22 protein-coding genes are annotated in these 22,257 nt (G+C 68.7%); 14 read left to right on the forward strand and 8 right to left on the reverse strand.

The window, feature by feature from the left end; translation table 11 throughout:
* The first annotated feature begins 79 nt into the window (after nucleotides 1–79).
* Nucleotides 80–469: a response regulator gene (locus BKE41_RS02430; RefSeq protein ID WP_070998463.1), complete on the forward strand. Its 390-nt coding sequence runs from the start codon at nucleotides 80–82 to the stop codon at nucleotides 467–469.
* Between the two features lie 111 nt (nucleotides 470–580).
* Here the strand turns inward: BKE41_RS02430 and BKE41_RS02435 are convergent, their stop codons facing one another.
* The 3 genes from BKE41_RS02435 to BKE41_RS02445 all read right to left on the reverse strand — a co-directional run bounded on the left by BKE41_RS02435 (nucleotide 581) and on the right by BKE41_RS02445 (nucleotide 3,895).
* Nucleotides 581–1,603, reverse strand: coding sequence for an HlyD family efflux transporter periplasmic adaptor subunit (locus BKE41_RS02435; protein WP_012317413.1), 1,023 nt, complete (start codon nucleotides 1,601–1,603; stop codon nucleotides 581–583).
* Nucleotides 1,587–3,287, reverse strand: a complete 1,701-nt coding sequence (locus BKE41_RS02440) for an ABC transporter ATP-binding protein (protein ID WP_070998465.1) — start codon at nucleotides 3,285–3,287, stop codon at nucleotides 1,587–1,589. The genes BKE41_RS02435 and BKE41_RS02440 overlap by 17 nt, the downstream gene beginning before the upstream one ends.
* Nucleotides 3,288–3,616: 329 nt before the next feature.
* Entirely contained in the window at nucleotides 3,617–3,895 is a 279-nt protein-coding gene (locus tag BKE41_RS02445; protein ID WP_012317415.1) for a hypothetical protein, read from the reverse strand.
* A 326-nt stretch (nucleotides 3,896–4,221) separates the two neighbouring features.
* Here BKE41_RS02445 and BKE41_RS02450 point away from each other — a divergent pair, with 326 nt between their 5' ends.
* From BKE41_RS02450 to BKE41_RS02465, 4 genes are all read left to right on the forward strand, one after another.
* Nucleotides 4,222–5,118 carry a LysR substrate-binding domain-containing protein gene (locus BKE41_RS02450; protein ID WP_012317416.1) on the forward strand — a complete coding sequence of 299 codons (897 nt, stop codon included), beginning with the start codon at nucleotides 4,222–4,224 and terminating at the stop codon, nucleotides 5,116–5,118.
* 401 nt (nucleotides 5,119–5,519) lie between these two features.
* Complete coding sequence (locus tag BKE41_RS02455; protein WP_070998467.1) at nucleotides 5,520–5,888, forward strand: SPW repeat protein; 369 nt, start codon at nucleotides 5,520–5,522, stop codon at nucleotides 5,886–5,888.
* 91 nt (nucleotides 5,889–5,979) lie between these two features.
* Nucleotides 5,980–6,204, forward strand: a complete 225-nt coding sequence (locus tag BKE41_RS02460) for a hypothetical protein (RefSeq protein ID WP_070998469.1) — start codon at nucleotides 5,980–5,982, stop codon at nucleotides 6,202–6,204.
* Between the two features lie 121 nt (nucleotides 6,205–6,325).
* A complete protein-coding gene (locus BKE41_RS02465) occupies nucleotides 6,326–7,018 on the forward strand; it encodes a helix-turn-helix domain-containing protein (RefSeq protein ID WP_070998471.1) in 693 nt (230 codons plus the stop codon).
* Between the two features lie 273 nt (nucleotides 7,019–7,291).
* On the opposite strand, the gene BKE41_RS02470 is transcribed toward BKE41_RS02465, so the two are convergent.
* From BKE41_RS02470 to BKE41_RS02485, 4 genes are all read right to left on the reverse strand, one after another.
* Nucleotides 7,292–8,152 (reverse strand): universal stress protein, encoded by an 861-nt coding sequence (locus BKE41_RS02470; RefSeq protein WP_070998473.1) that lies wholly within the window; start codon nucleotides 8,150–8,152, stop codon nucleotides 7,292–7,294.
* A 116-nt stretch (nucleotides 8,153–8,268) separates the two neighbouring features.
* Nucleotides 8,269–8,565 (reverse strand): hypothetical protein, encoded by a 297-nt coding sequence (locus BKE41_RS02475; protein WP_070998475.1) that lies wholly within the window; start codon nucleotides 8,563–8,565, stop codon nucleotides 8,269–8,271.
* Nucleotides 8,566–8,632: 67 nt separating this feature from the next.
* Entirely contained in the window at nucleotides 8,633–11,242 is a 2,610-nt protein-coding gene (locus tag BKE41_RS02480; RefSeq protein ID WP_070998477.1) for an HAD-IC family P-type ATPase, read from the reverse strand.
* Between the two features lie 85 nt (nucleotides 11,243–11,327).
* Nucleotides 11,328–11,729: a DUF6455 family protein gene (locus BKE41_RS02485; protein WP_024831150.1), complete on the reverse strand. Its 402-nt coding sequence runs from the start codon at nucleotides 11,727–11,729 to the stop codon at nucleotides 11,328–11,330.
* A 212-nt stretch (nucleotides 11,730–11,941) separates the two neighbouring features.
* On the opposite strand from BKE41_RS02485, the gene BKE41_RS02490 reads away from it, so the two are divergent.
* From BKE41_RS02490 to BKE41_RS02530, 9 genes are all read left to right on the forward strand, one after another.
* Nucleotides 11,942–13,555 carry a bifunctional aminoglycoside phosphotransferase/ATP-binding protein gene (locus tag BKE41_RS02490; protein WP_070998479.1) on the forward strand — a complete coding sequence of 538 codons (1,614 nt, stop codon included), beginning with the start codon at nucleotides 11,942–11,944 and terminating at the stop codon, nucleotides 13,553–13,555.
* 166 nt (nucleotides 13,556–13,721) lie between these two features.
* Nucleotides 13,722–14,981: a S41 family peptidase gene (locus BKE41_RS02495; protein ID WP_245295889.1), complete on the forward strand. Its 1,260-nt coding sequence runs from the start codon at nucleotides 13,722–13,724 to the stop codon at nucleotides 14,979–14,981.
* Between the two features lie 39 nt (nucleotides 14,982–15,020).
* Nucleotides 15,021–17,618 carry a magnesium-translocating P-type ATPase gene (gene mgtA, locus BKE41_RS02500; protein ID WP_199825825.1) on the forward strand — a complete coding sequence of 866 codons (2,598 nt, stop codon included), beginning with the start codon at nucleotides 15,021–15,023 and terminating at the stop codon, nucleotides 17,616–17,618.
* Between the two features lie 95 nt (nucleotides 17,619–17,713).
* On the forward strand, nucleotides 17,714–18,061 hold the full coding sequence (locus BKE41_RS02505) for a DUF1476 domain-containing protein (RefSeq protein ID WP_070998483.1): 348 nt from the start codon (nucleotides 17,714–17,716) through the stop codon (nucleotides 18,059–18,061).
* A gap of 64 nt (nucleotides 18,062–18,125) precedes the next feature.
* Nucleotides 18,126–18,776, forward strand: coding sequence for a BON domain-containing protein (locus BKE41_RS02510; RefSeq protein WP_063110803.1), 651 nt, complete (start codon nucleotides 18,126–18,128; stop codon nucleotides 18,774–18,776).
* A gap of 11 nt (nucleotides 18,777–18,787) precedes the next feature.
* Nucleotides 18,788–19,102, forward strand: a complete 315-nt coding sequence (locus BKE41_RS02515; protein ID WP_063110802.1) for a hypothetical protein — start codon at nucleotides 18,788–18,790, stop codon at nucleotides 19,100–19,102.
* Nucleotides 19,103–19,216: 114 nt separating this feature from the next.
* A complete protein-coding gene (locus tag BKE41_RS02520) occupies nucleotides 19,217–19,693 on the forward strand; it encodes a hypothetical protein (protein WP_199825826.1) in 477 nt (158 codons plus the stop codon).
* Complete coding sequence (locus BKE41_RS02525) at nucleotides 19,690–19,932, forward strand: hypothetical protein (RefSeq protein WP_063110801.1); 243 nt, start codon at nucleotides 19,690–19,692, stop codon at nucleotides 19,930–19,932. The genes BKE41_RS02520 and BKE41_RS02525 overlap by 4 nt, the downstream gene beginning before the upstream one ends.
* 445 nt (nucleotides 19,933–20,377) lie before the next feature.
* Complete coding sequence (locus tag BKE41_RS02530) at nucleotides 20,378–21,061, forward strand: Crp/Fnr family transcriptional regulator (protein ID WP_159392708.1); 684 nt, start codon at nucleotides 20,378–20,380, stop codon at nucleotides 21,059–21,061.
* 73 nt (nucleotides 21,062–21,134) lie between these two features.
* On the opposite strand, the gene BKE41_RS02535 is transcribed toward BKE41_RS02530, so the two are convergent.
* On the reverse strand, nucleotides 21,135–22,250 hold the full coding sequence (locus tag BKE41_RS02535; RefSeq protein WP_070998484.1) for an acetate/propionate family kinase: 1,116 nt from the start codon (nucleotides 22,248–22,250) through the stop codon (nucleotides 21,135–21,137).
* Nucleotides 22,251–22,257: the final 7 nt, after the last annotated feature.

The raw sequence follows: 22,257 nt of genomic DNA on the forward strand, positions 1-22,257 counted from the left end.
AGGCAGGTCAAGGCGAGCGCCCGATCCGCGAACGCTTGGTGGCGGCTTCAACGCAGAGCCACATTGAACGGTGCGCGCCATGCCATGGGCCCGCGAGACCCTCATCGATGTCGTGGACGACGACCCGGCCATCCTGCATTCCACGCGCTGCCTGATCGAATGCGAAGGCCACCGCGTCGAGACCTTCGCCGACGGCAGCGAACTGCTGGCGGCCTTTCCCGGCCCGCGACCGGCCTTCGTACTGCTCGATCAGGTCATGGCGGGGATGGACGGTCTTGAGGTTTTCGGCCGCCTGCGCGACCTCGACGCGCATGTCCCCGTCGTGCTGATCACTGGCCATCCCGACCCGGGCATCCGGACGTGGGCTCGGATTGCGGGCATTCCATTGATCGAAAAACCCCTCGTGTTCGACGCGCTCTTCGGACTTCTCGGCGAGGAGGCCGCCGGGATTTCGGCTTCGCGAACTTGAGGCATAGCGCCAGCATGGCCCCGGCCACACACCTACGCTCCAGTAATACAAAGCAGACCCTTGGCACGCTCTCCAGAGCGTCTGCGGAGAATTGGTTTGTGACTGAACTCTTCAGATCGGGTTTTGAGGCGTCTTGGGAAAATCCAGCGGCAAGTTGTTGAGCACGCGCCACAGCTCGTAGCCGAGCGAGACGGTCTCCATCCGTATCCAGCCCCGCGCCTTAGCTCCGAGCGGGATGAAGTCGACGTCGGGCCACGCGGAGCTGCCGGCGTCCTGCTCGACGAGCACGCGAAAACGGCCGCTTGGTTGGGCCGACGGGTCGATGGCCCTCACCCGCCCGTCGAACATACCATGCGCCACCGAGGGCCAGCCGCTGAATTGGATGGCTGGCCAACCCTCGAAGGCGAGGCGCACGCTCTGCCCAGGTCGGATCAGGGCGACGTCCCGCCCGTCGACCATCAGCTCAACGACGCGTTCCGGCGCGTGCGGCGCGAGGGTGGCCAGTGTGTCCCCCGCGTTGACCAGCGCGCCGGCCGCCGCGGCGTTGATGTGCAGAACGCGGCCGTCCCTGGGCGCGCGAACGAGCTGCGCCGACTGGCGGTTCAAGGTCACTTCGAGCCGGCTGAGCTTGGCCTTGGACTCGGCCAGCTTCGCCCGTTGCTCCGCGACGCGGATCTGCGCGGCCTCGAAGTTGCGCCGCGTCACGAACCCCTTCTCCGCGGCCTCGCGCGTCTGGCTGACCTGGCTCTCCGCCACCTTCACGGCCTGATCGGCCGCTGCGATCTCGGCCTCGATCTGCTCTCGCTCGGCGCCCAGGCGCTTGAGAAGGAAAGGGTCGTTGTCGACGAGGCGGGCGATGGGATCCCCGGCGCGGACCCGCTGGCCATCCTCGACGTACCAATGCTCCACCCGGCCCTGGACCAGTGCCGTGACCGTCTGCACCCGGTCGGCGGGGTTGGGCGCGATGACGCGCCCGGTCCCGGCCGAGGTCTGCACCCAGGGCACGTACAGGAGGAGCAGGACTGCGACGACGGTTCCGAGCCCGATGATCCAGCCGAGGACGACCACCGCACGCGGAGGCCGGATCGCGGTCAGGGTCGGAAAGCGATGGAGATGTTCAGGCCGCGACAGCATGGGGCCTCTCCGTCGGCGTCGTCTTGTCGAGCTGGTCCACACGTCCGGCCGCGCGCCCGTATCCGTGGGCGCCCAGGCGGATCTGGTCGTCGTGAACCGGCATCGGGGGGCGGCGGGTGACATGCAGCACCGTCGTGCCCGCCTCCCGGAACCCCGCGAGCGCAGCCCCGATGCGATCCGGTGGCAACAGGTCGAGGAGCGTCGGCAGGACGAGGAGCTTTGGCGGCCGCAAGAGGGCGGCGGCCAGCTTTAGGGCGACGACCTCGCCCGTTGAGAGCGGCAAGCCGGACTTGGACAAGGCGGTGTCGAGACCGGAGGGCAGGCGCCGGATGCGCTCAGCCAGCCCGACACGTTCAAGGCACTCGTGCATCCGAGCGGGGCACGACTCGTCGTCGCCCGACAGGTACTGGCGGATGGTCGTCTCGGGCAGCGTCGGCCGATCCAGGACGAGGATCTCGGACTGCAGACCCTCCGGACCGAAGGCCGCGATGTCGGCTCCCCCGACCATCACCCAGCCGCGCACGGGCCGGACCCTCCTCTCGATGAGGTCCGCAATTGCCTGCTCGACACCTTCGCCGGCGGCCACGGCGAGGATCTCGCCGCGCTCGACCGCGAAGTCGAAGCGCAGGCCATCGTGCTCGACGTCGCGCAAGCACAGGTTCCCGTCGGCCGGACCAGGGCCGTTCCCCCCGCCGCCGTCGGCCTGCTCGATCTCTTCGAACAGCGACAGCTCGTGGAGCGCCGCGACGAGGTCGTAGAAGGTCCGCGCGTGGGAGCCCAGTTGCGAGATCCCATAGAAGGCGCTCGACAGGACGAGTTCCGCCGCCACGAGTTGCCCGAGCGATAACTGCCCTTGCAGGATGAGCCACCCACCCATCGCCAAAAGCCCAGCGCTCGCAATGGCGTAGACCATGAGGAATCCGATGGTCTGTGCGAAGGTGTGACGGAAATGGCGGCGATGCACCCTCGCGTAGGTGGCGGTCAAAGCCTCGGAACGGGCAAGCGCGGTCGTGAGGCGACCACCATGCCTGTAGAAGCCGTTCGAACTGCCGACGCTCTCAAGCCAGCGTGCCGTCTCATGCTTGGCATGGCTCAGCGCCGCGCCGGACCGGACCGCCGGCGCCGCCCAGAGGAACGCGATGCCGACGAGCACGGCGACCACGACCAGATTAAAGGCGAGGAAGAACGGATGATAGAAACTCGTCAGGACGAGGCCGATCCCGGACTGCAGGAGGATCGCAAAGCCGCCGACCAGAAGATGCGGTACCGCCTTCTGGACCGTCATGAGGTCGAAGAAGCGATTGAACAGGTCGCCGCGGCGTGCATCGTCGAAATGCGGGTTTCTGGCATGGAGGGCGCGCAGGGTGATGTCCGCGACGGTTCTCGCGAACACGCGCCTCTCGAACAGCGCCAAAACATAGATCCGCGCGGCGCTCAGCAGGGCGGCGGCGAGCAGCAGGCCGAGGAGCAGCCCGGACAGGACGAACAGGGGCGCCGGCAGCGCAGTGTTGGCCACCGAGTTGATCAGGAGCTGCACCGACACCGGCACGGCGAGGCCCAGGAGCGCCACGGCGATGCCGTAGACGACCGCAGTCCAGACGAAACCGGCCTCCGGCCTGAGGAAACGGCCGATGAGCCTGCAGGCTTCCGCGAGCGTCAGCGGTTTGTGTTTCGTCGCATCCATGTAGCGAGGACCTTCGAGACCGGATTGAGGGCGGGCGAGGACGACGGTCCCGGCCCGGAGGCGGGGCGCGGCCTCAGAATGAGGAGAAAACCGTGGGATGCGTGGGGGGAAGGAACACGGAACCGACACAGGGTAGCCGCCTTGGGCGGTGCTCGATCCTCACGGTGTTAGATCGAAGCGATGGGCCGCCGCCGCCGGGCGTGCGGCGGATGCCCTGAAGGCCGGGACCGCAAGCGCAGTCCGCCATGGTTCGTTGCATGGCGGACCGCGTTGGCGACAGCGATTGCCGGCTATCCGGACGGCGGCCGGGTCGAGGCAGGGCACCCGCTTCAGCAGCGGTAGCCGCCCGACGTCTGGCCGTACTGCTTCACCGGGAAGTGCTGTTGGTCGGCGTTGCCCTCCTGAGCCGAGCTCCGGCGGCAGCCGTCGACGGTCGGGGTCAGGATCTCGGCCGGGAGGAGCGAACCGGTCGAGAGCCCGTCCCAGGTCGTCTGCGGGAGAGGCCGCGATCCCGGACCTAGGCGCAAATCGGCGAACGCGGCGGAGAGCGGCGCGACGCTGAGCGCGGCCGTGATGGCCACGGCTGATAACTTCTTCGACGCATTCATCACTCGTCTCCAATCAAGTTTGCGGTCGTGGGGACCTATCCGTGGATCAAACGGCTGGAGCAGACCCGCATCGGCGGCTTGCGTTCGCCCCATCCACAAACCTGATTTGGAGTATTGAGCTTCGGCCTACAATTTCACACTCTCAATGGAGATCATTGTGAAACCAAATATTTAGGATATGCTCCCCTGATTTAATCCTCAATCGCCGTATACTCTCAATAGGTGCTGTGTGCTTTGTCACCCAACGCCCTTGCGATCCATTCCGGATGAGTGGATTCTCAACCGAGGAGCTTGAGATCCGACCCGTGTGACCTGACGTGAGGTCGATGCCCGGGCCGTCCCTGCCTTTCGACCTCGACCTGCTGCGCACCTTTGTCGCCATCGTCGACAACGGAAGCTTCACGCGCGCGGCCAGCAGGCTGGGCCTGACGCAATCGACCGTATCGCTGCAGATCAAACGGCTGGAGGACGGCCTCACGCGTCGCCTGTTCGACCGTGACGGTCGAGAACTCAAGCTGACGTCCGAGGGCGAGGTACTGCTCACCTACGCGCGGCAGATCCTCAAGCTCGGGGGCGAGGTTCTGTCCAAGATCGTGACGCCGGAACTGACAGGCGTCGTCCGGCTCGGCACGCCGGAGGATTTCGCGACCACGCACCTGTCGGAGGTTCTAGCGTGCTTCGCCCGCGCCCACCCGCAGGTCGCGCTCGAAGTGAATTGCGACTTCACGGTCAACTTGCTCGATGACTTCTCCAAGGGCCGGTACGACATGATCCTGTTCAAGCGGGAGCCACAGGGACCGAGCGGCGGCACTAAGGTCTGGCGGGAGGTGCTCGACTGGGTCGCATCGCCGCGTCTGGTCGCGGAGGGCAACGGTCCGATCCCGCTCGTCCTGTCACCCGCGCCAGACGTCTACCGCAAGCGCGCGCTGTCGGCTCTCGACGCCGCCGGCCGGGACTGGCGCATCGTCTACACCAGCCCGAGCCTGGCCGGATTGCAGGCCGCCGTGCAGGCCGGGCTCGGGGTGACCGTGTTGCCGACGGAGATGGTCCCCGAGGACATGGTATCGGTTTCGGCTCGTCTTCGGCTGCCGAAGCTCTCCGATACGGAGATCGTCCTCTACCAGGCTCCCGGCCACGTCTCGCCGGCGGTGCAGCTTTTGTCGACGACGATTGTCGCGGCGTTGGAGCGTCGCGTCGCGGTCCCTGCGACGGTCGGCTCCTGACTTCGTCGGTCCTTGCTGGATTGCGTCAGATCAAGGTCCTCGCGAGGCCTTCGCGCCAAGCTGTGAGCTAGCCGGAACGGGGAAGGCGCACGCGGTCCCCTCTACGTGGGCCCTGGGCCGTTCCGCGTAAGCCGCCGCGCCCGCGAAGTCCCGCGGCGGGCTGCATGCATGGTCACCTTCCTCCGTCGCCATGATCAGTCGCGGTCCAGGCGCCGGCTTAGCGCAGGTCATATGGCTATGGGGTGTGAAGACGGGCGCCCCTCGCGCTCCTTGAGCCACATCAAAGCTTCGATGCGACATTGCCGGATGCTCGGCTTCAGGAGGTGGCAGGCCGTCTGCCGCCAAGGGCTCGGCATTCGGCGTGCCCAGTACCGGTGCCCCCGTCCCGTAAGGAGGCGACGATGCGAACCATCGAGAACCGAACCGAGGACATGATCCCGAACGCCCTCAATGCCCTACTCGGCGTCGCTCTGCTCATGATGCCCTGGTACCTGAGCCTCGGAAGCGAGACCGCCGCGGCCCGAAACGCTTTCGTGTGCGGGATGGCCATCGCAATTATCTCGGTGCTCGCCCTCAGCAAGTCCTACGATTGGGAGGAGTACATAAACCTCGCCGTCGGCCTCTGGGTGTCCATCGCCCCGTGGGCACTCGGCTTCGCGGACTCGGCCATACCAACATGGACGCACGTGGGGATCGGGCTTGCCGTCGCCGCCCTGGCCGCATTCGAGATCTGGCGGCTGTTCGTGTCGCCCCAGGCGCGCTCGGTCTGACCGACCGTCCGTCGCCGCAGCGGCCGCGCTGGTACCTCGCCCAGTGCGGCGGTAGCCGATCTCCCTAAAGCAACGCTACCCGGAGGCCGCCATGCCACTCGACCCGGTCGCGCTCGCCGCCGCGGCGACCTTTACGGCCGGCTGCGCCGGCATCCACGCCCTCCGCAGCCACGCCGACGTCGTCACGCTCGTCCTGAGCGGGCTGGCGTACGGGCTTACCACCGCCGTCGGCTGGATGCTCGCGGGACGCAACGGTCTGCTCCGTTTGTCCGACCCCGATCCCGCGTGGGCGCTCGTGGCGACCGCGGGCATCTGATCGCGGCCAGCGAGGCTACGTAGTTCCCCTTAAGCGGACCCGCTTAAGAGACTGACCGGAATTTCGTCGATCCACGACCGCCGCCAATCTCCTCCCACCGACGCAGGTGAGGAGCGAACCGATGAGCACCGAGCACACGGCACGGACGTCCACCCGGGTGCCGGTCGGCCATTCCGCTTCCGTCCCAGGCATCAACGAAAGCGTCCTTTTCGCCGGTTGCCCCGAGTTCATCGGTACGCCCTTCTCCTACGCCCGCGAGGAGGAGGTCTACGGCGAGGGCGAGGAAGCCGAGTTCGTCTACAAGGTCATCAGCGGCGCGGTGCGCACCCACAAGGTGCTAAGCGACGGCCGCCGCCAGATCACCGGCTTCCACCTGCCCGGCGACCTGTTCGGGTTCGAGCAGGGCGCGTGCAACCGTCACACCGCCGAGGCCCTGACCAATACCAAGGTGCTGATCTTCAAGCGGCGGCAGGTCGAGCGTGCCGCGACTGGAAGTGCCGAGGTCGCCTGCCAGCTCTGGGGTATGGCCACTAACGACCTGCGGCACGCCCAGGACCACATGCTGCTGCTCGGGCGCCGCTCGGCGGCGGAGCGCGTGGCGACTTTCCTCATGGAGGTGGACGAGCGCCTGGGCGGCACCGGGACGTTCGCCCTACCGATGACCCGGCGCGATATCGCCGACTTCCTCGGCCTGACCATCGAGACCGTCTCGCGCACGCTCTCGCAGCTTGAGGAGGACGGAGCCTTGCGGCGTGTCGGCGGCCGCCAGGTCATCCTGCGACGTGCCCGCCTCCGCCGCGTGGTCGAGGACTGAAGGGGTAACTGCCACCGAGGAGGTGTCGAAACACGGTTCCGCCGCAGCCCTCGCGATTGCAATTCCTCTGGCTGAGCTGCCCCAGCGCACGCCCGGTTTCGTCGGACCGCAATGGAGGCGATGCCCAACGGACTTGTGGATGCCTCTGGCAATCCGGGCCTGTCGGGCGAAGCTCCCCGCTGGCCGATGCAGGGTGCGGGCATCGGACTGAAGGGCGGATGTCCCCGGGCGGCGGAGGGATCAGCGCTCGCGGCGCGCCTGCCGCGCCATCGGTCAATGGGCAAGGAACAGCGGTACCGGGCTTCGCGTCAGGAGCGACCGCGTCACGCCGCCGAGGAACCATTCCTGCAGGCGCGAGTGTCGGTAGGCTCCCATCACCAGCATGTCCGCGCGGAACAGTCCAACTTGAGCCCTGAGCGTCTCCGCAACGTCAGCGACGACAGGCAGGACGTTCACCGAAACGTTCACGCCATGACGCGCGAGGTGCGGCGCGAATTCCACGCCGGCGGCCGAGGCCGACAAGTCCTTCTCGCCGACCACCGATACGATCTCGACCGCCTCGGCCGCGCGCAGGAACGGCAGCGCGTCGTTTGCGGCCCGGGCAGCCTGTGCGCTTCCGTCCCAGGCAACGACGACCCGCCGCGCGGAGAACGCCGAGCGGCCCGTCGGCACGACGACGAGCGGACGACCGCTCCCGAACAGAACCCCGTCGATCAGGTCGCGATCGAGATCCACCTCCCGCGTCTCGGCATCCAGGACGGTCAGGTCGGCGAGGCGGGCGCGGGCGGTTAGCCGCGCGACCAGGTTGGGGTAGGCGAGCGCGGGCGCTTCGGTCGTACAGGTCACGCCCGCCCTCGCTGCGTCCCCGGCGACGCGTTCGGCCACGGCTTGGGCCAGGATGCGCAGGCGGCGGTTCTCGCCCGCGACGAGGTCGTTGACGAACCCCAAACCCGCTCCGCCGACCATGGTCAAACGGCGGGCGGCGGACTGCACGGTCAGCTGGGCGCCCGCCGTGGCGGCGAGCATGAGGCCATAGCCGAGCGCCGTCTCGGGCTCGTCGCCGCGGCCCTCCTGGGTGACGGCGACCAGAATGTCACGGAATGCTGCGAGGGGGGAGGAGGATGGGAGGGCCATGGAGGGGTCCGGGCTGCCTTGTCGGCTAAGTCTTCATCGTAGCGGCGGACCTACCTTGATCCAGCGCAACGCCGGGTCTTCCGACGACCGCGGCCAGTCATTTGCAGCCGGCTCGGTCATGGCTTCCGGAATCGGGAAACGGCGCGCTCGACCGCCCTGGCGAGCGTCTCAAGCCGCGGCTTCAGAGACGGAACGTCCTCGCTCAGGAGGGCGAGGCCAAGTGGCAGCATCCAGAGGCCAAGGATGGGCAGGAACGACAGCAGGCCGCCTCCGATCAGCGCGAGCGCCGCCGCAAGCCGCACCGGGCGCCGCGATGGCTTTCTCAGCCAGGTGACCGCATCGCGCAGACGCGCGGGAAGGCGACCGGCCAGCCGCTCGACCCGTGCATCCCAATCCGCCGCAATCGGGTCCATCGCTATCCTGCTCCAGTGTGAAAGCTCGCAAAAATGCCCCCGTCGCTGGTGTCGAGTTCATCGGACATTAAACGGATCGGCCCTCGCGCGCGGACTGCTTGATTGCTCCTGCGACCAGGGTCGCGAATTGGACGGCCAGGAGCGGCGCGAGGCTCGCCGATAGAACGACTGCCCAGCCGTTCCAGCCAAGAGGGGCGAGGCCGAGCACGGTGCCGACGGAAGGAAGGTAGGTCGGTCCGACGAGGAGCGCCGTGCACAGGAGCAACGCGGCCCAGACCCAGGGATTGCGCATGACCTCGTTCCGGCAGGACTTCGAACCGGAGGCGCGCATGTTAAACACCTGCCAGAGCTGCGCGAAGGCTAGGGTCAGGAACGTGACCGTCACGATCGACGCTCGGTCGAAGGCGAGCCAGAGCTCGGCAACGGCCAAGGCGCCGAAGGTCGACGCCGTCATCGCGCCGGCGTGCAGGACGATCCAGCCCCATTGATTTCGCCCAAGGATGGGCTCCTTGGGGTCCCGCGGCGGCCGCTGGAGGATGTCGTCGCGACCCTCTCCCAACGCCAACGCGAATGCCGGGAAGACGTCGGTGACGATGTTCAGGTAGAGGATCTGCAAAGGCAGGATCGGCAACGGCAACGTCGACACGACCGCCAGCCCGACCACCATCGCCTCGCTCAAATTACAGGCCAGGAGGTAGGCGACGAACCGGCGGATGTTGTCGAAGATGATCCGCCCTTCCCGGATCGCGCCGACGATGGTCGGAAACGCGTCGTCGAGGAGGACCATTGCGGCGGCCTCGCGCGCCACGTCCGTCCCCCGTAGACCCATTGCGACACCGATGTCCGCCTGCCTCAGCGCGGGAGCGTCGTTGACGCCGTCACCGGTCATGGCGACCACCTCACCCATGTCCTGGTAGGCACGCACCAGCGCCAGCTTCTCGACCGGGCTCACCCGGGCGAAGACCGCGATGTCCTCGTGTCCGTTCGGCAGGCCGCCCGCGGTAGCCCCTTCCACAACGCGGTCTTCTGGTTGGGCGAGCCCGATTGCGCACGCGATGCTTCGCGCCGTGATGGCGTGGTCGCCGGTAACCATCACGACGCGGATGCCGGCAGCGCGGCAGGCTGCCAACGCCGCCGGCACGTCCTCCCGGGCGGGATCCTCCAACCCGACCAGCCCGAGGAACGTGAGGTCCTCGAACGGATGGATGTCCCTGTCGTCCGCCATCTTCTCGGCACAGGCGATGACCCGCAGGCCTCGTGCGCCGAGATCCTCGACGCGTCGCCGCCACAGGTCGCGGTCGTTGTGGTCGAGTAGGCGGTCGCACTCCCCAACGCCGGTGCGCCGCGAGGCGGCGAGCACGGCCTCGGGGGCGCCCTTGACCGCCACCCAGTAGCGTGGACCCGAAGGGTGGACGGTCGCCATCATGCGGGTGTCCGCCTCGAAGGCGTGCTTTTTCACCTTCGGCCACTCGTGCAGGAGGGCGTCGCGGTCGAGGCCCGCGGACCGACCCGCACGCAGAAGCGCCTGTTCCGTCGGGTCGCCGCTGCCCTCTCGGACGCCTGCTCCAAGGGCGGCATCGTTGCAGAGCACGGCGACGCGGAGCAGGCGTTGGGCTTCGCTGGACGCGTCGCAGCCTCCCTCGGATACGGGCAAATCGCCCGAGGGCGACGACAGGTGCCGCACCGTCATCCGGTTCTCGGTGAGCGTGCCCGTCTTGTCGGTCAGGATGAGGGTCGTGGCCCCGAGCGTCTCGACGGCCGAAAGTCGCTGGATGAGCGCGTTCCTGCACGCCATCCTCCACATTCCGCGCGCGAGCGTCAGGGTCGCCACGATGGGCAGCCCTTCCGGAATGGCCGCGACCGCCAGTGCGATGCTGGCTTCGGTCATCAGGCGGAGATCCTTCCCGGTCGCTACGCCGACGCCTGCGAGGAGAACGACCACCATCAGGACGAGCCAGACCATCTGCCGGGACAGGTGTTCCAGGCGACGCTCCAGTGGTGATCTCTCCGGTTCAGCCTGCTCCACGAGGCGGGAGACGCCGCCGAGCTCGGTTTCGGCGCCGGTCGCCACGACGATACCGGTACCGCTGCCGCGAGTGATCAATGTTCCTCGGAAGAGCATCGACGAGCGCTCGGCCAGGAGCGCGTCCGGAGCGACCGGGTCCGCCGATTTGTTCGCGGGCACGGATTCGCCCGTGAGCATCGACTCGTCAGCGCCCAGGTTGGAAGCCTCGACCAGCCGGATGTCTGCTGGGACCGCATCCCCGCCCTCCACCAGCACGATGTCGCCCGGGACGAGATCCTCGGCTGCCAGCACCCGGACGTACCCGTCTCGACGGACGCGAGACGAGTGCGTCCCGAGTGCCCGCAATCCCTCGACGGACCGCACCGCCCGCAGCTCGGTGAAGAAGCCGAGGCCGGTGTTGACGGCGAGGACCGCTACGACCGCGACCGCCTCCCGCCAATCGCCGAAGTAGAGCGCCAGTCCCCCGGCCGCAGCCAGCAGGTAGACGACGGGGCTCGCAAGCTGGTGCAGAAACAGGACGAGCGCGCCGGTCGGCTCCTTCGGGGCGATAACGTTTCGACCCGCCCACGAGAGCCGGCGCCGAGCCTCCGCTCCCGTCAAGCCCGCGTGCAGGCTCGTCCCGAAGCGCCCGGGAACGTCCCCGACCGGCATGGCGTGGGCTTGCTTCGCTCCCGGCCTGGCACGATGCGCCGCGACCTGCGCGTCGAACGGTGCTGGTTCGATGGCCAAGGCCGGTTCAAGCATGGCGCAGCCGGTCGAGGCATGCCGCGTTCGGGCAGAACTCCGGGTATGTGTCGGCGGCCTTCCCGGACCACAGCTCGCGCGTGCACCGGCTGCGCTCCGAGCAGCCCAGGCAGGCCGCCTCAAGTGCCCGCATGACCTCGGGCTCACGCCGCCGCACGGCCTCTGGGTCGAGGTTGAGGCTTCGCATCAGCCTCGCGACGCTGCAGACCTTCGCGGCGGCTTCCGGGGACGGAGTGACGGAGGCGACGACGTCGGCCTCCATCATCGTCTCCATCATCTCCGCGTCGATGTCCCTGAGCTCCCGGGCCGCCTTCAACAGGCAGCACCACTCGGTCATCGAGGCGGCGATGCCGAACGGGTCGAACGGTTCGGATCTGTCGGCGGGCGCAGCCATTGAGGCCTCCTGAAAGCCCCTGCGTGCCCCACGGCGGTCGCGGCTTCCTTGACCCATCTCAACGTCGACAGAGCGGCCCGGGCGGATATCACGGTCGGCGCGGCAGCCTCGCGGCCCGCACCTTCGCGGGCCCCCACGAGGTCTGACCACCGCGACGCGTCGCTGTCAGATCGCGCAGTTTCCGAGATCGCCCTGCCCGAGGATCAACCCGCATGTCAGCCGTGGATCAGGACGCAGTCGTCGAGTTCCTGACACGCTGCCTGGCGTGCGCGGGAAAGGTGGACACCGCGACCACGCACATCTCCAAGCTCTTCCTGGCTGGGGACCGCGTGTTCAAACTCAAGCGCGCGGTCCGCTTCCCCTATCTCGATTTTTCCACGCCCGAGCGCCGGCTCGCGGCTTGTGAGGCGGAGGTCGCGCTCAACCGGCGCACGGCTCCCGCGCTCTATCTCGGAGCCCGGCGGATCACGAACGACCCGGGCGGGACACTGGCCTTCGACGGGGCCGGAGATCTCGTCGACGCCGTCGTGGAGATGCGTCGCTTCCCGGAGGCGGACTTGTTCGACGTCATGGCTCGCGACGGCCGCCTCGAACCCAGCCACGTCGCGGAGCTCGCGCAGGTCATCGCGACCTTCCATGCCAGCGCGGAGATCTACCTGGATGGAGGCGGGACCGCCGCCATGGCGACGCTCGTCGACATGAACGAGGCCGCCCTCCGATCAATGGGGCTCCTCACGGTCGAGGGGACGGAGGCTCTCACGGCGCGGTTCCGGTCGCACCTGGCGCGGCACGCCCCCCTGCTCGATGCGCGCCGCACGGCCGGCAAGGTCCGCCGCTGCCACGGCGATATGACCTTGCGCAACATCTGCCTGTTCGAGGGAAGACCGACGCCGTTCGACTGCATCGAATTCAGCGAGACCATCGCGACGACCGATGTCCTGTACGACCTCGCCTTCATCCTCATGGATCTCTGGCACCGTGACCGCTTCGACCTCGCCAACCTCCTCCTCAACCGGTACCTCGATTCGGCGGACGAGACCGACGGGATCGGGCTGCTGCCGTTCCTGATGGCGTTGCGCGCGGTGATCCGCGCCCACGTCACCGCGGCGCAAGCGGCGGATGGAACCGGCGATGCCGCCGCCGAGAAGACGGCCGAGGCGCAAGCCTATTTGGTCCTCGCGGAGAGCCTGCTCACCGACAAGCCAGTCGTCGTCCTGGCAGTCGGCGGCTTCAGCGGTTCAGGCAAGTCGACCGTCGCGGTCGCAGTTGCCCCATGGATCGGGGCGGCCCCGGGTGCCCGGATTCTGTCGAGCGACCGCATCCGCAAGCGCCTGCTTGGCGTCGACGCCCTCACGCGGCTGCCGGCATCGGCCTATGCTCCCGCCGTGTCACGTCGGGTCTACGAGATCCTGCGGTCGGAGGCGGCACGAGTTCTGGCCGTGGACCATTGCGCCGTCGCCGATGCGGTCTTCGACCGCCCTGCGGAACGGGAAGGCATCGAGGCGGTCGCCCGGGACATTGATGCCGGGTTCCTCGGCGTCTGGCTGGAAGCGCCGGCCGCCACGCTCGCAAGCCGCATCGAGAAGCGCGTCGGTGACCCATCGGACGCGACGGCGGCAGTCCTGAAGGCCCAGGTCGCAAACGGTTGCGGCGCGCTCGCGTGGCATCGTCTTCAGTCAGACCTGCCGCTGGACATCCTGCGCTCCACTGTCCTGTCTCTCGACGGGAGCGTCGGCGTGACGGGGCAGCCGACCGCCCGTCCTCCTCAGGCGGTCCCGAGATCCGGCCAGGGACGGTCGAGAGGGGCGCGCACCGGCGTCCGTTGACGCACGTCAAGGCGATGCCAGACGCGCATAGCCACCCTGAAGGCACATCAGCAATCCGGGCCAGACGATGCCGTTCAGATCGACCGAAGGCGAGCCGGCACGCGACCGGTCAACGCCCGGTCGCGGTGTCGCGTGCTTGATCGTCGGGTTGGCCGGGTTAGCCGGGATGATCGGCACGGCCCTCGTGACGCCGGCCTCACCCGATGCCGTCGTTTGGCCCGACCGTGCGCGCGAGTCCTCGTATCGGGACCTGCTCGCCTTCGGGGCTGCGTTCCACGTCGTCCGGACACGAGCGGTCGACATGCCAGCCGACAGCCGCTTGGTCGACGCGGCCATCGCCGGGATGGTCGCCTCTCTGGACCGGCATTCACGCTACCTGACGGCGACCGAGTTTCGCCGGCTCGATGAGCAGAATACCGGGAGCTACGTCGGCATCGGCGTGGAAGTCGAGGCAGGTGGGCGGGTTCGGAGCACGCTTCCCGGCGCCCCCGCGGCGCGAGCCGGCTTCAAGCCCGGAACCGTGATTGAGCGCATCGATGGCGACGCCGTCGAAGGCCTCGGGGTCGACCAAGTCGCCGACCGCTTGCGGGGCGAGCCGGGCTCCACGGTGCGCCTCCAGGTCGTGCAAATGGAGGCGCCTGCCCCGGTCGACGTGATCATGACACGGGAACGGCTACCGCTGCACCCGGTCCGCATACGGGTCCTGGATGCCATCGCCTATGTCGGTGTCGATCACTTCGACGAGTTCACCACTGGCAGGCTGGTCAGCGCGGTCGAGACCCTGAAGGCCCGCATTGGCCGGGACCGGCTCCGCGGCTTCGTGTTGGACCTTCGCGGCAACCCAGGCGGCCTTGTTGTGCAGGCCGTCGCGGTGGCCGGAGCCTTCCTTGGGCACGGTGAGATCGTGCGCCTGGTCGGACGCGGTCCCGACAAGGTCGAGCGGTTCGCGTTGGACGGGACCGGAGGTGACTTGATCGATGGACTTCCGCTCGTCCTGCTCGTGGACGGCGGCACGGCCTCCGCGGCCGAGATCGTCGCCGGTGCGCTGCAGGACCACCGACGCGCGACCGTCATCGGCACGCGCACCTACGGCAAGGGCGCCGTTCAGACCACCTACGCGCACCGGGACGGGCGCGGTCTGCGGCTGACCACGGCCTGGGTCGTCACGCCCGCAGGCCGCCGCGTGGAAGGCAACGGCATCGAGCCCGACGGCGTAGTGCCGGAGGACGCAACCGCGGCGGAGAATAACGGAAGGCCGTCGGAGAGGCCGTACGGGAGCGGCGGGTCAATGCAGGATGGCATCGTGGAGGATGGCTTTATCGACCCGTCGCCGGACCGGCAGCTGACCGCCGGCCTGAAGTACCTACGGGCCGCCGGCCAGGGCGGCGGCTTGATCCAGCGCAACGACCCCATCGCCCGCCGATGATGTCGTCCGCCACGAGCGGAAGGCGATGGACCTGCACCCATGGAAATGACAGCGATTCCGGTCCTCGCCCGGGACATCTCCTCGCTGCCGGACCAGCCGCCCTCCGTGTCCGCCGCGACCTTCTGGACGCGCGGATCCGAGGCGCTCTGCGCCGAGCTCAGGTGCGGGCTCGACGGGCTCGGCTCCGCCGACGCGGCGCGCCGGCTCGAACGCTACGGGGCGAACAGCGACGCCGGTGCGCAGGCCGGTGGCGCTCTGCGAGCGGTGCTGTGCCGCCTGCTCGAACCGCTCGCCTTGATCCTGCTCGCGGCCGGGCTCGTGTCGGTGGCGACCGGCGACGTCGTCGGAGGCGCGATCATCGTCGCCATCCTGGGGTTGTCCGTCGGTCTCGACACCGTGCAGGAGGGTCATGCGACGAGGGCCGCGGAGGCTCTGCGCCACGCGGTGGCGCTGAAAGCCGAAGTACGGCGCGACGGCCGCTTCGTCACCGTCCCGGTGGAACAGGTGGTCCCGGGCGACCTCCTGCGCGTTCGAGCCGGCGACATCGTTCCGGCAGACGCCGTCATCATCGAGAGCGATGCGTTCACGGCTGCCGAAGCCGCGCTGACCGGTGAGCCCTACCCGGTCGAGAAGCGCCCCGGACCGGTGACGGCCTCCGAGCCGGCTGAGGCCTCGAACGCCCTCTTCCGCGGCGCCGTCGCCCAGACGGGCGAGGCGACCGCCCTCGTCGTCGCGACCGGTCGGTCCACGATGTTCGGCGCGGCAGCCTCAATGCTGGCCGAGGCTCAGGCATCTTCGCCCTTCCAGCACGACCTGCACGCGTTCGGGCTCGTCGTCGCGCGGCTCACCATCGGCTTGGTGCTCGCCGTCCTGGCATTCCGTGTCGTCCTCGGCCGGCCGGTGCTCGATTCGCTCCTGTTCGCCGTGGCCCTCGCCGTCGGCCTGACCCCGGAGCTCCTGCCGATGGTCACCACCGTGACGCTCTCCCGGGGCGCGCTGCGCATGGCGGCGCGCAAGGTCATCGTGAAACGCCTGGCCGCCATCCACGACCTCGGCGCGATGACCGTGCTCTGCACCGACAAGACCGGGACGTTGACCTCCGCCGAGATCGCATTGGCGCGCAGCCTCGACCCGGCGGGCCGGGAGAATGCGCGGCCGGCGCAGCTAGCGGCCGTCGCCGCCGACCTCGGCGGCGACCGTGGTTCGCTCGACGCCGCCTTGGCCAACGCTCATCCGAACGCCGGGCAGGGGTGGGTCCTCTCCGGCCGGAGGGCGTTCGACTACGGGCGCCGCACCGGGTCGGTCCTCGCACAGGGACCGGAAGGGACGCTGCTGATCCTCAAGGGCGCCCCGGAAGCCGTCCTCGCGCTGTGCACCGCGCGCCGTGCCGTCGAGCGGACGGAAGCGATGGACCCTGCTGCGCGCGGCGAGGCCCTCGGGCAGGTCCGGACGCTGGCAGAAGACGGACTGCGCAGCATCGCCGTCGCCTCGCGGATTTGGTCCGGGCCTTTGACACCGCCCGGGGCCGCGGACGAGGTCGACCTGGTCTTCGAAGGATTCTGTGCCTTCGCCGATCCGCCGAAACCCACGGCGGCGGCCGCCATCGCGCGGCTCGCGCGGGCGGGCGTGCGCCTGAAGATCCTGTCCGGCGACGATCCTGTGGTCGTGCGCCGGCTTGCAGGCCTCGTCGGGCTGCATGCCGGCACGGTCCTGTCCGGCCCCGAGGTCGCGGCGCTCAGCGACGCGGCCCTCGCGGTGCGGGTCCGGAAGATGGACGCCTTCGGGCGGCTGACGCCCGACCAGAAGGCGCGCGTCGTGCGCGCGCTCCAGGCCAAGGGCGCCGTCGTCGGCTTCCTGGGCGACGGCATCAACGACGCGCCGGGTCTCGCGCAGGCCGACATCGGCCTCTCGGTCGACGGCGCGACCGGTGTGGCCCAGGCCGCCGCCGACATGATCCTGCTCGCCTCCGACCTGGAGGTCGTCGCCGACGGCGTCGAGGAGGGACGGCGGACCTTCGCCAACATCCTGAAGTACGTCCGCATGGGGGCGAGCTCGAACTTCGGCAACATGCTTTCCATGGCGGTCGCCTCGGTGGCGCTGCCATTCCTGCCGATGCTGCCGACGCAAATCCTGCTCAACAACCTGCTCTACGACCTCTCGGAGGTCGGCATCCCGTTCGACCGTGTGCCCCCGTCCGCGACTGCCCGACCCCAAGTTTGGGACATGGCGACCGTACTCCGTTTCGCTGCGGTGATGGGTCCATTGTCGTCGCTGTTTGACCTCCTGACCTTCGGTGTGCTGCTCCTCGTCTTCAGCGCCTCGGCCGAGGAGTTCCGCACGGCCTGGTTCCTGGAGTCGATGGCGACGCAGATCCTGGTGATCTTCGTCATACGGACGAGCGGGCGTCCCTGGGAGGACCGTCCGAGCGCGGCGCTGGCCGGTTCATCGCTCGCCGCACTCGCGGCCGCGCTGGCTCTTGCCTTCTCGCCGCTGGGAAGCTGGTTTGGCTTCCAGATCCCAGACCTGCCGATCCTGTTCGCCATCGGGCTGATCACCCTCGCGTATCTAGCGGCGGTCGAGGCCGTGAAGCCATGGGTCGTCCGTCCGCGGCGACGCATTCAGGGCCCACGTCCGTGAGCTTGATCTGCCTCAAGGCTGTCCGCCGTGACCGGTCGAACAATAGCTGATCGGCCGCCGGTACGGTCCGGCGCCGCACCGGGTTGGAGGCTTCAATGACCACGACGTTCGACGAGCGCGAGCGGGCCGCCGAGCGCCGCTTCGTCCAGGAGGAGGAGGCGCGCTTCCATGCCCGTAACCGGCGCAATCGGCTCCTGGCGACCTGGGCCTGTGAGCGGATGCGCCTGACCGGCACGGCGGCCGAGGGTTACGTCATGTCCTTCGCCGAGGGCGCGGTCGTGACCAGCGACGAGACGCTGATCGCGAGGCTTCAATCCGACCTGAAGGCCGCCGGCATCGAGGCGACGGTAGATCGCCTGCGCACGGAGATGACCCGGTGCGCCGCGCTGGCGCAGGCCGAGCGGCGCGTCGGGGTTGCGCTGGATCAAGGCACCTTCGTCTAGGCCGCGCAGGATTACCCGGCAGCCACCCCGCACCGATTGGACACATGCCATGAGGAAGGATGCCATGACCGACAAGGATCTGCGCCGCGACGTGCTCGACGAGCTAGACTTCGACCCCAGCCTCGACGCAGGCGCCATCGGCGTCGCCGTCTCGGAAGGCGTCGTGACCCTGACCGGCCACGTCGGCAGCTACGCCGAGAAGGTCGAGGCCGAGCGCGCCGTTCGCCGCGTTCGGGGCGTGCGCGCCATCGCCCAGGAAATCGAGGTCCGCTACGCCGACGACAAGAAGGTCGCCGACGACCAGATCGCCGCCCGCGCCCTGGCCATCATCGACTGGTCGGTGCACCTCCCGAAGCAAGCCATCCAGGTTAAGGTCGCCGGCGGCTGGGTCACGCTGACCGGCACGGTGGACTGGCAGTACCAAGTGGCGGGCGCCGAAGCGGCGGTCCGGAAGCTGTCGGGCGTGCACGGGGTGACGAACCTCGTCGAGGTCAGGCCGCGGGTTCCGCCGACGGCGGTCAAGGACAAGATCCTGGAGGCGTTCAGGCGCAGCGTCATGTTCGAGGCCGACGGGATTAAGGTCACCGTCGCCGGCGACAAGGTCACGTTGGAGGGCGCCGTGTCGGCCTGGGCGGAGCGGGACGCCGCCGAACGGGCTGCCTGGTCGGTCCCGGGCGTGCGTGCCGTCGAGGACCGCATCGTCGCCCTGAGTTGAGGAGAGCTACCATGTTCCACGGCACATGCTTTCGCGGCGGCGCCACGATGGAGACGAAGGCTGAGCGGCTATCCCTCCCGCTCGGCGTTGCGGGGATCCTCCTTGGCTTGTGTGTTCCGCCGCCGGTGCTGGGACAAGACGCCGACGGCTCGGGATCGAACCGGATTGCATCGAGCCGCTCCGAATACGTGACCAAGAGCGGCGAGACGGTGCCGAGGCCGGACAAGCTCGACCTCGGGCCGGGCAGCGACATCCAGCGGCGGACGCGCGAACAGGAGCGCGACGATGCGGTCACGCGGGGCATCTGTGCCGGTTGCCTGCGCTGACGCCGGACCCTCCGTTTGCGCCACGGCGGTGGTGCCACATCGAGGATCCGCCTGACAGGTGCTCTGCGTCCGGTTTCTCGAGACGCACATCGTCCTGAAACGAGGAGGCTCGCAATGGCTCAAGGAACGCATGGAGCGGACACCATCGCCCCGGGGGTGGGACCGCGTACGGGCAAACCGAGCGCGCCCGCCACGCTGCAGCGCGTGACCCTGACTCTGGCGCGCTGCCCGGAGCATCCCGACGGCAGCGGCGGACGGGGCTACGAGATCGTGGCACCGCTCGGACCGGACGGCCGCCTCGACGCGGCGCTATGGCGGGAAACCCGGGACCATTGCCGCGCTCGCCGATTTTGGATCGGAGAGCGCGACCGGCATGGCCGGCTCGTGCACCGCGCCGGCGGCGAGGGCGGCGCGACCTGGCTGATCGACTATGACGATCGCACCGACGAGGACGACGAGCCCGGCTATCGCCTCGGTACCCATGCCCTCGTCGAGGGCGAGTACGTCTCGATCCGCGATGCCGGCGACGGAACCGAGCGCACTTTCCGGGTCGCTCACGTCAGCCGCGTCGAGGCAAGGATCAAGTCATGACGCGCGGGTCGTCGGACCTTCCGGCGCGCCCTCCGTCCTCGGAGTTCGACCTCGCCGAGAATGCCTTGCTGACGCTCTGGCACACGTTCTGGCTCGACCTCCCGCTGGCCTGGGCGAGCGAAGTCGACCGACTCCTGTACCGATGGATACAGCCTGCAGATACCGGGAACCGTCTTCTCGTCGGTGATGTCGGAAACGCGGATCGTATCGGCGAGGTGGAGGACAGTGAGCGTCAGTGACTGCCGATATTGGGTTGGAACCGGTCAAGCCATGCAATCGATCCTGACCGTCAAGCCAGCCCGCGGTGGCGTTCGGCGTAGTGTGGAGACGCGGGAAAGCCGTCCGCACCACGATGGCCTGCTTCGGCCTGCCCCGACGGATGTCCAACCGGCATCGGATCCGCCGAGGCGGATGGTGCTCCCGACCATGATTGTTTGATTCATCGCAAGGCGCGAGGGCATCGCGCCGCCAACCTGCCATCCGTCCTGTGGAACCGGGGGGCGCACATGTCCGACACCGATGGGATACGCGTTCGAGGCCGAGCCGAGCGGCGGCGCCGGACAGAGGTGATGCCGCGCAATCGCACCCAGCTCGACGCGCCCCCCGGCACTCTTGCGAGACCCGAAATCGAGCAAGGCTAAGACCGCAAGCGAAGATGCACGCGGGTCAGATGTGGATTGGACCTTGACCCTCAGGCGCAGGCTGGACCGGTGCGGTGTCTCGGCCCCGGAGATCGACGCCCTCGCCGCGTCCGTATCCCGGGTTGCAACATTTGAGGCCGACCGGGAGATGTTACGCGAGGACGACGTGATGGCTCAATGCCGGCGTCTTCTGGATGGTTGGACTTGCAAGTACATCCCCCTCGAAACCTTCAGGCCGCAGATTCTGAGCCTGCAAATTCCCGGCGACTTCCTGGACCTGCAGAGCCTTTTTCGGCGGCGGATGGATCATGTGGTCGCCTCGCTCACCCCCTGTCGCATCGGCGTCATCCCGCATGATGCCTTCAAACGCCTCATGGAGCGGCATCCGCGCATCGGCCGCATGGTGCAGATCGAAACGGTCGTCGAGTTGGCCACGGCCCGTCGCTGGCTCCTGAACGCCGGCCATCGCCAAGCGTACGAGGGGATGGCGCACCTGGTCTGCGAACTCTTCACGCGGGCGGCAGCCGCCGGCTTGGCCGAGGCGTCCCGATTTCCCATGCCGTTGACGCAGACGGAACTCGGCAGCGCCCTTGGCCTGACGTCGGTCCATGCAAACCGTATCGTGAAAAGGCTTACCTCGGCCAACCTCATGTCGTGGCGAGGCCGGTGGATCACCATCGAAGACTGGGATGGGTTGACGGAGGTCGCCGAGTTCGACCCCGCCTAACTCAAGCCGGAGCGCGCGACGCCCTGACCGAACAGGTCGGAAGGCGCCGGCGATGCTTTGGCGATAGGCGCGCTCACGACGGCCCCAGCGCATCGGTCACCGACAGGGCGATCTCGCGCTCCTCGTTCGCGGGCGCGATGCGCACCGCGACCGCCGAGCCGGACGCCTCGATCTTCGGGCTGCCGCCGGCGTTGGCCACTTCGTCGAGCGCGACGCCTGCGAAAGCAAGCCCCCGGCAGACGTCGGCGCGAATCTGCGCGGCGTGCTCGCCGATCCCGCCGGTGAACACGAGGGTGTCGACCCCGCCAAGGGCGGCGATCAGGGAGCCCGCCTCGCGCACGATCCGGTAGGTGAACAGATCCAGGGCCTCACGCGCGGCAGAGGCGTCGCTCGCCTCCAAAACCTGCACGTCGTCGCTGATGCCGGAGACGCCGAGGAGGCCCGACCGCGCGTTCAGGAGATCGGCCACCGCGTCGGCCGACAGGCCACGCTCCCGGATCAGGTACAGAACGAGGCCCGGGTCGACCGCCCCGCTGCGGGTGCCCATCATCAGCCCGTCGAGCGTGGTGAAGCCCATGGTCGTGGCGACGCTTCGCCCGTCCCGGATCGCGCACAGGCTCGCCCCGTGCCCGAGATGGGCGGCCAGAATCCGCCCTTTCGGGTAAGCCCGGGTGAGATGGGCGTAGGACAGGCCGTGGAAGCCGAAGCGCACGAGGCCGTCGTCGATGAGGGCGCGCGGCAGCGGGTAGAGTTGGGCCAACCGGTCCTGTGTGCGATGGAAGGCAGTGTCGAAGCAGGCGACCTGCGGCAGATCCGGCCAGACCTCCCCGAACGCGCGGATGCAGGCGAGCGCCTGCGGCTGGTGCGCGGGCGCGAGCGGAATAAGCCCCTCAAGCGCCGATAGGATCTCCGCGTCGAGCCGCACCGGCGCCGCGTAATGCAGGCCGCCGTGGACGACGCGGTGCCCCGCCGCGGTCGGCGCCGCGGGAAGTCGCGCGAACAGCCAGCGGGCTGCGGCGGCATGGTCGGCCGCCGGGGGACGCTCGCCCGCGACGGCGACGCTGTTGATCGAGAGTTTTGGTTCATGCCCGATCCCGGCGACGTGCGCTCGCCAGGCCGGCCCGTCCGCGCTCCGCTGGAACAGGGCGCAGCGCAGGCTGGAGGAGCCGGCGTTGAGGACGAGGATCATCGCCCGA

Origin of the sequence: Methylobacterium sp. C1, assembly GCF_001854385.1 — a bacterium.
Taxonomy (GTDB): Bacteria; Pseudomonadota; Alphaproteobacteria; order Rhizobiales; family Beijerinckiaceae; genus Methylobacterium; species Methylobacterium radiotolerans.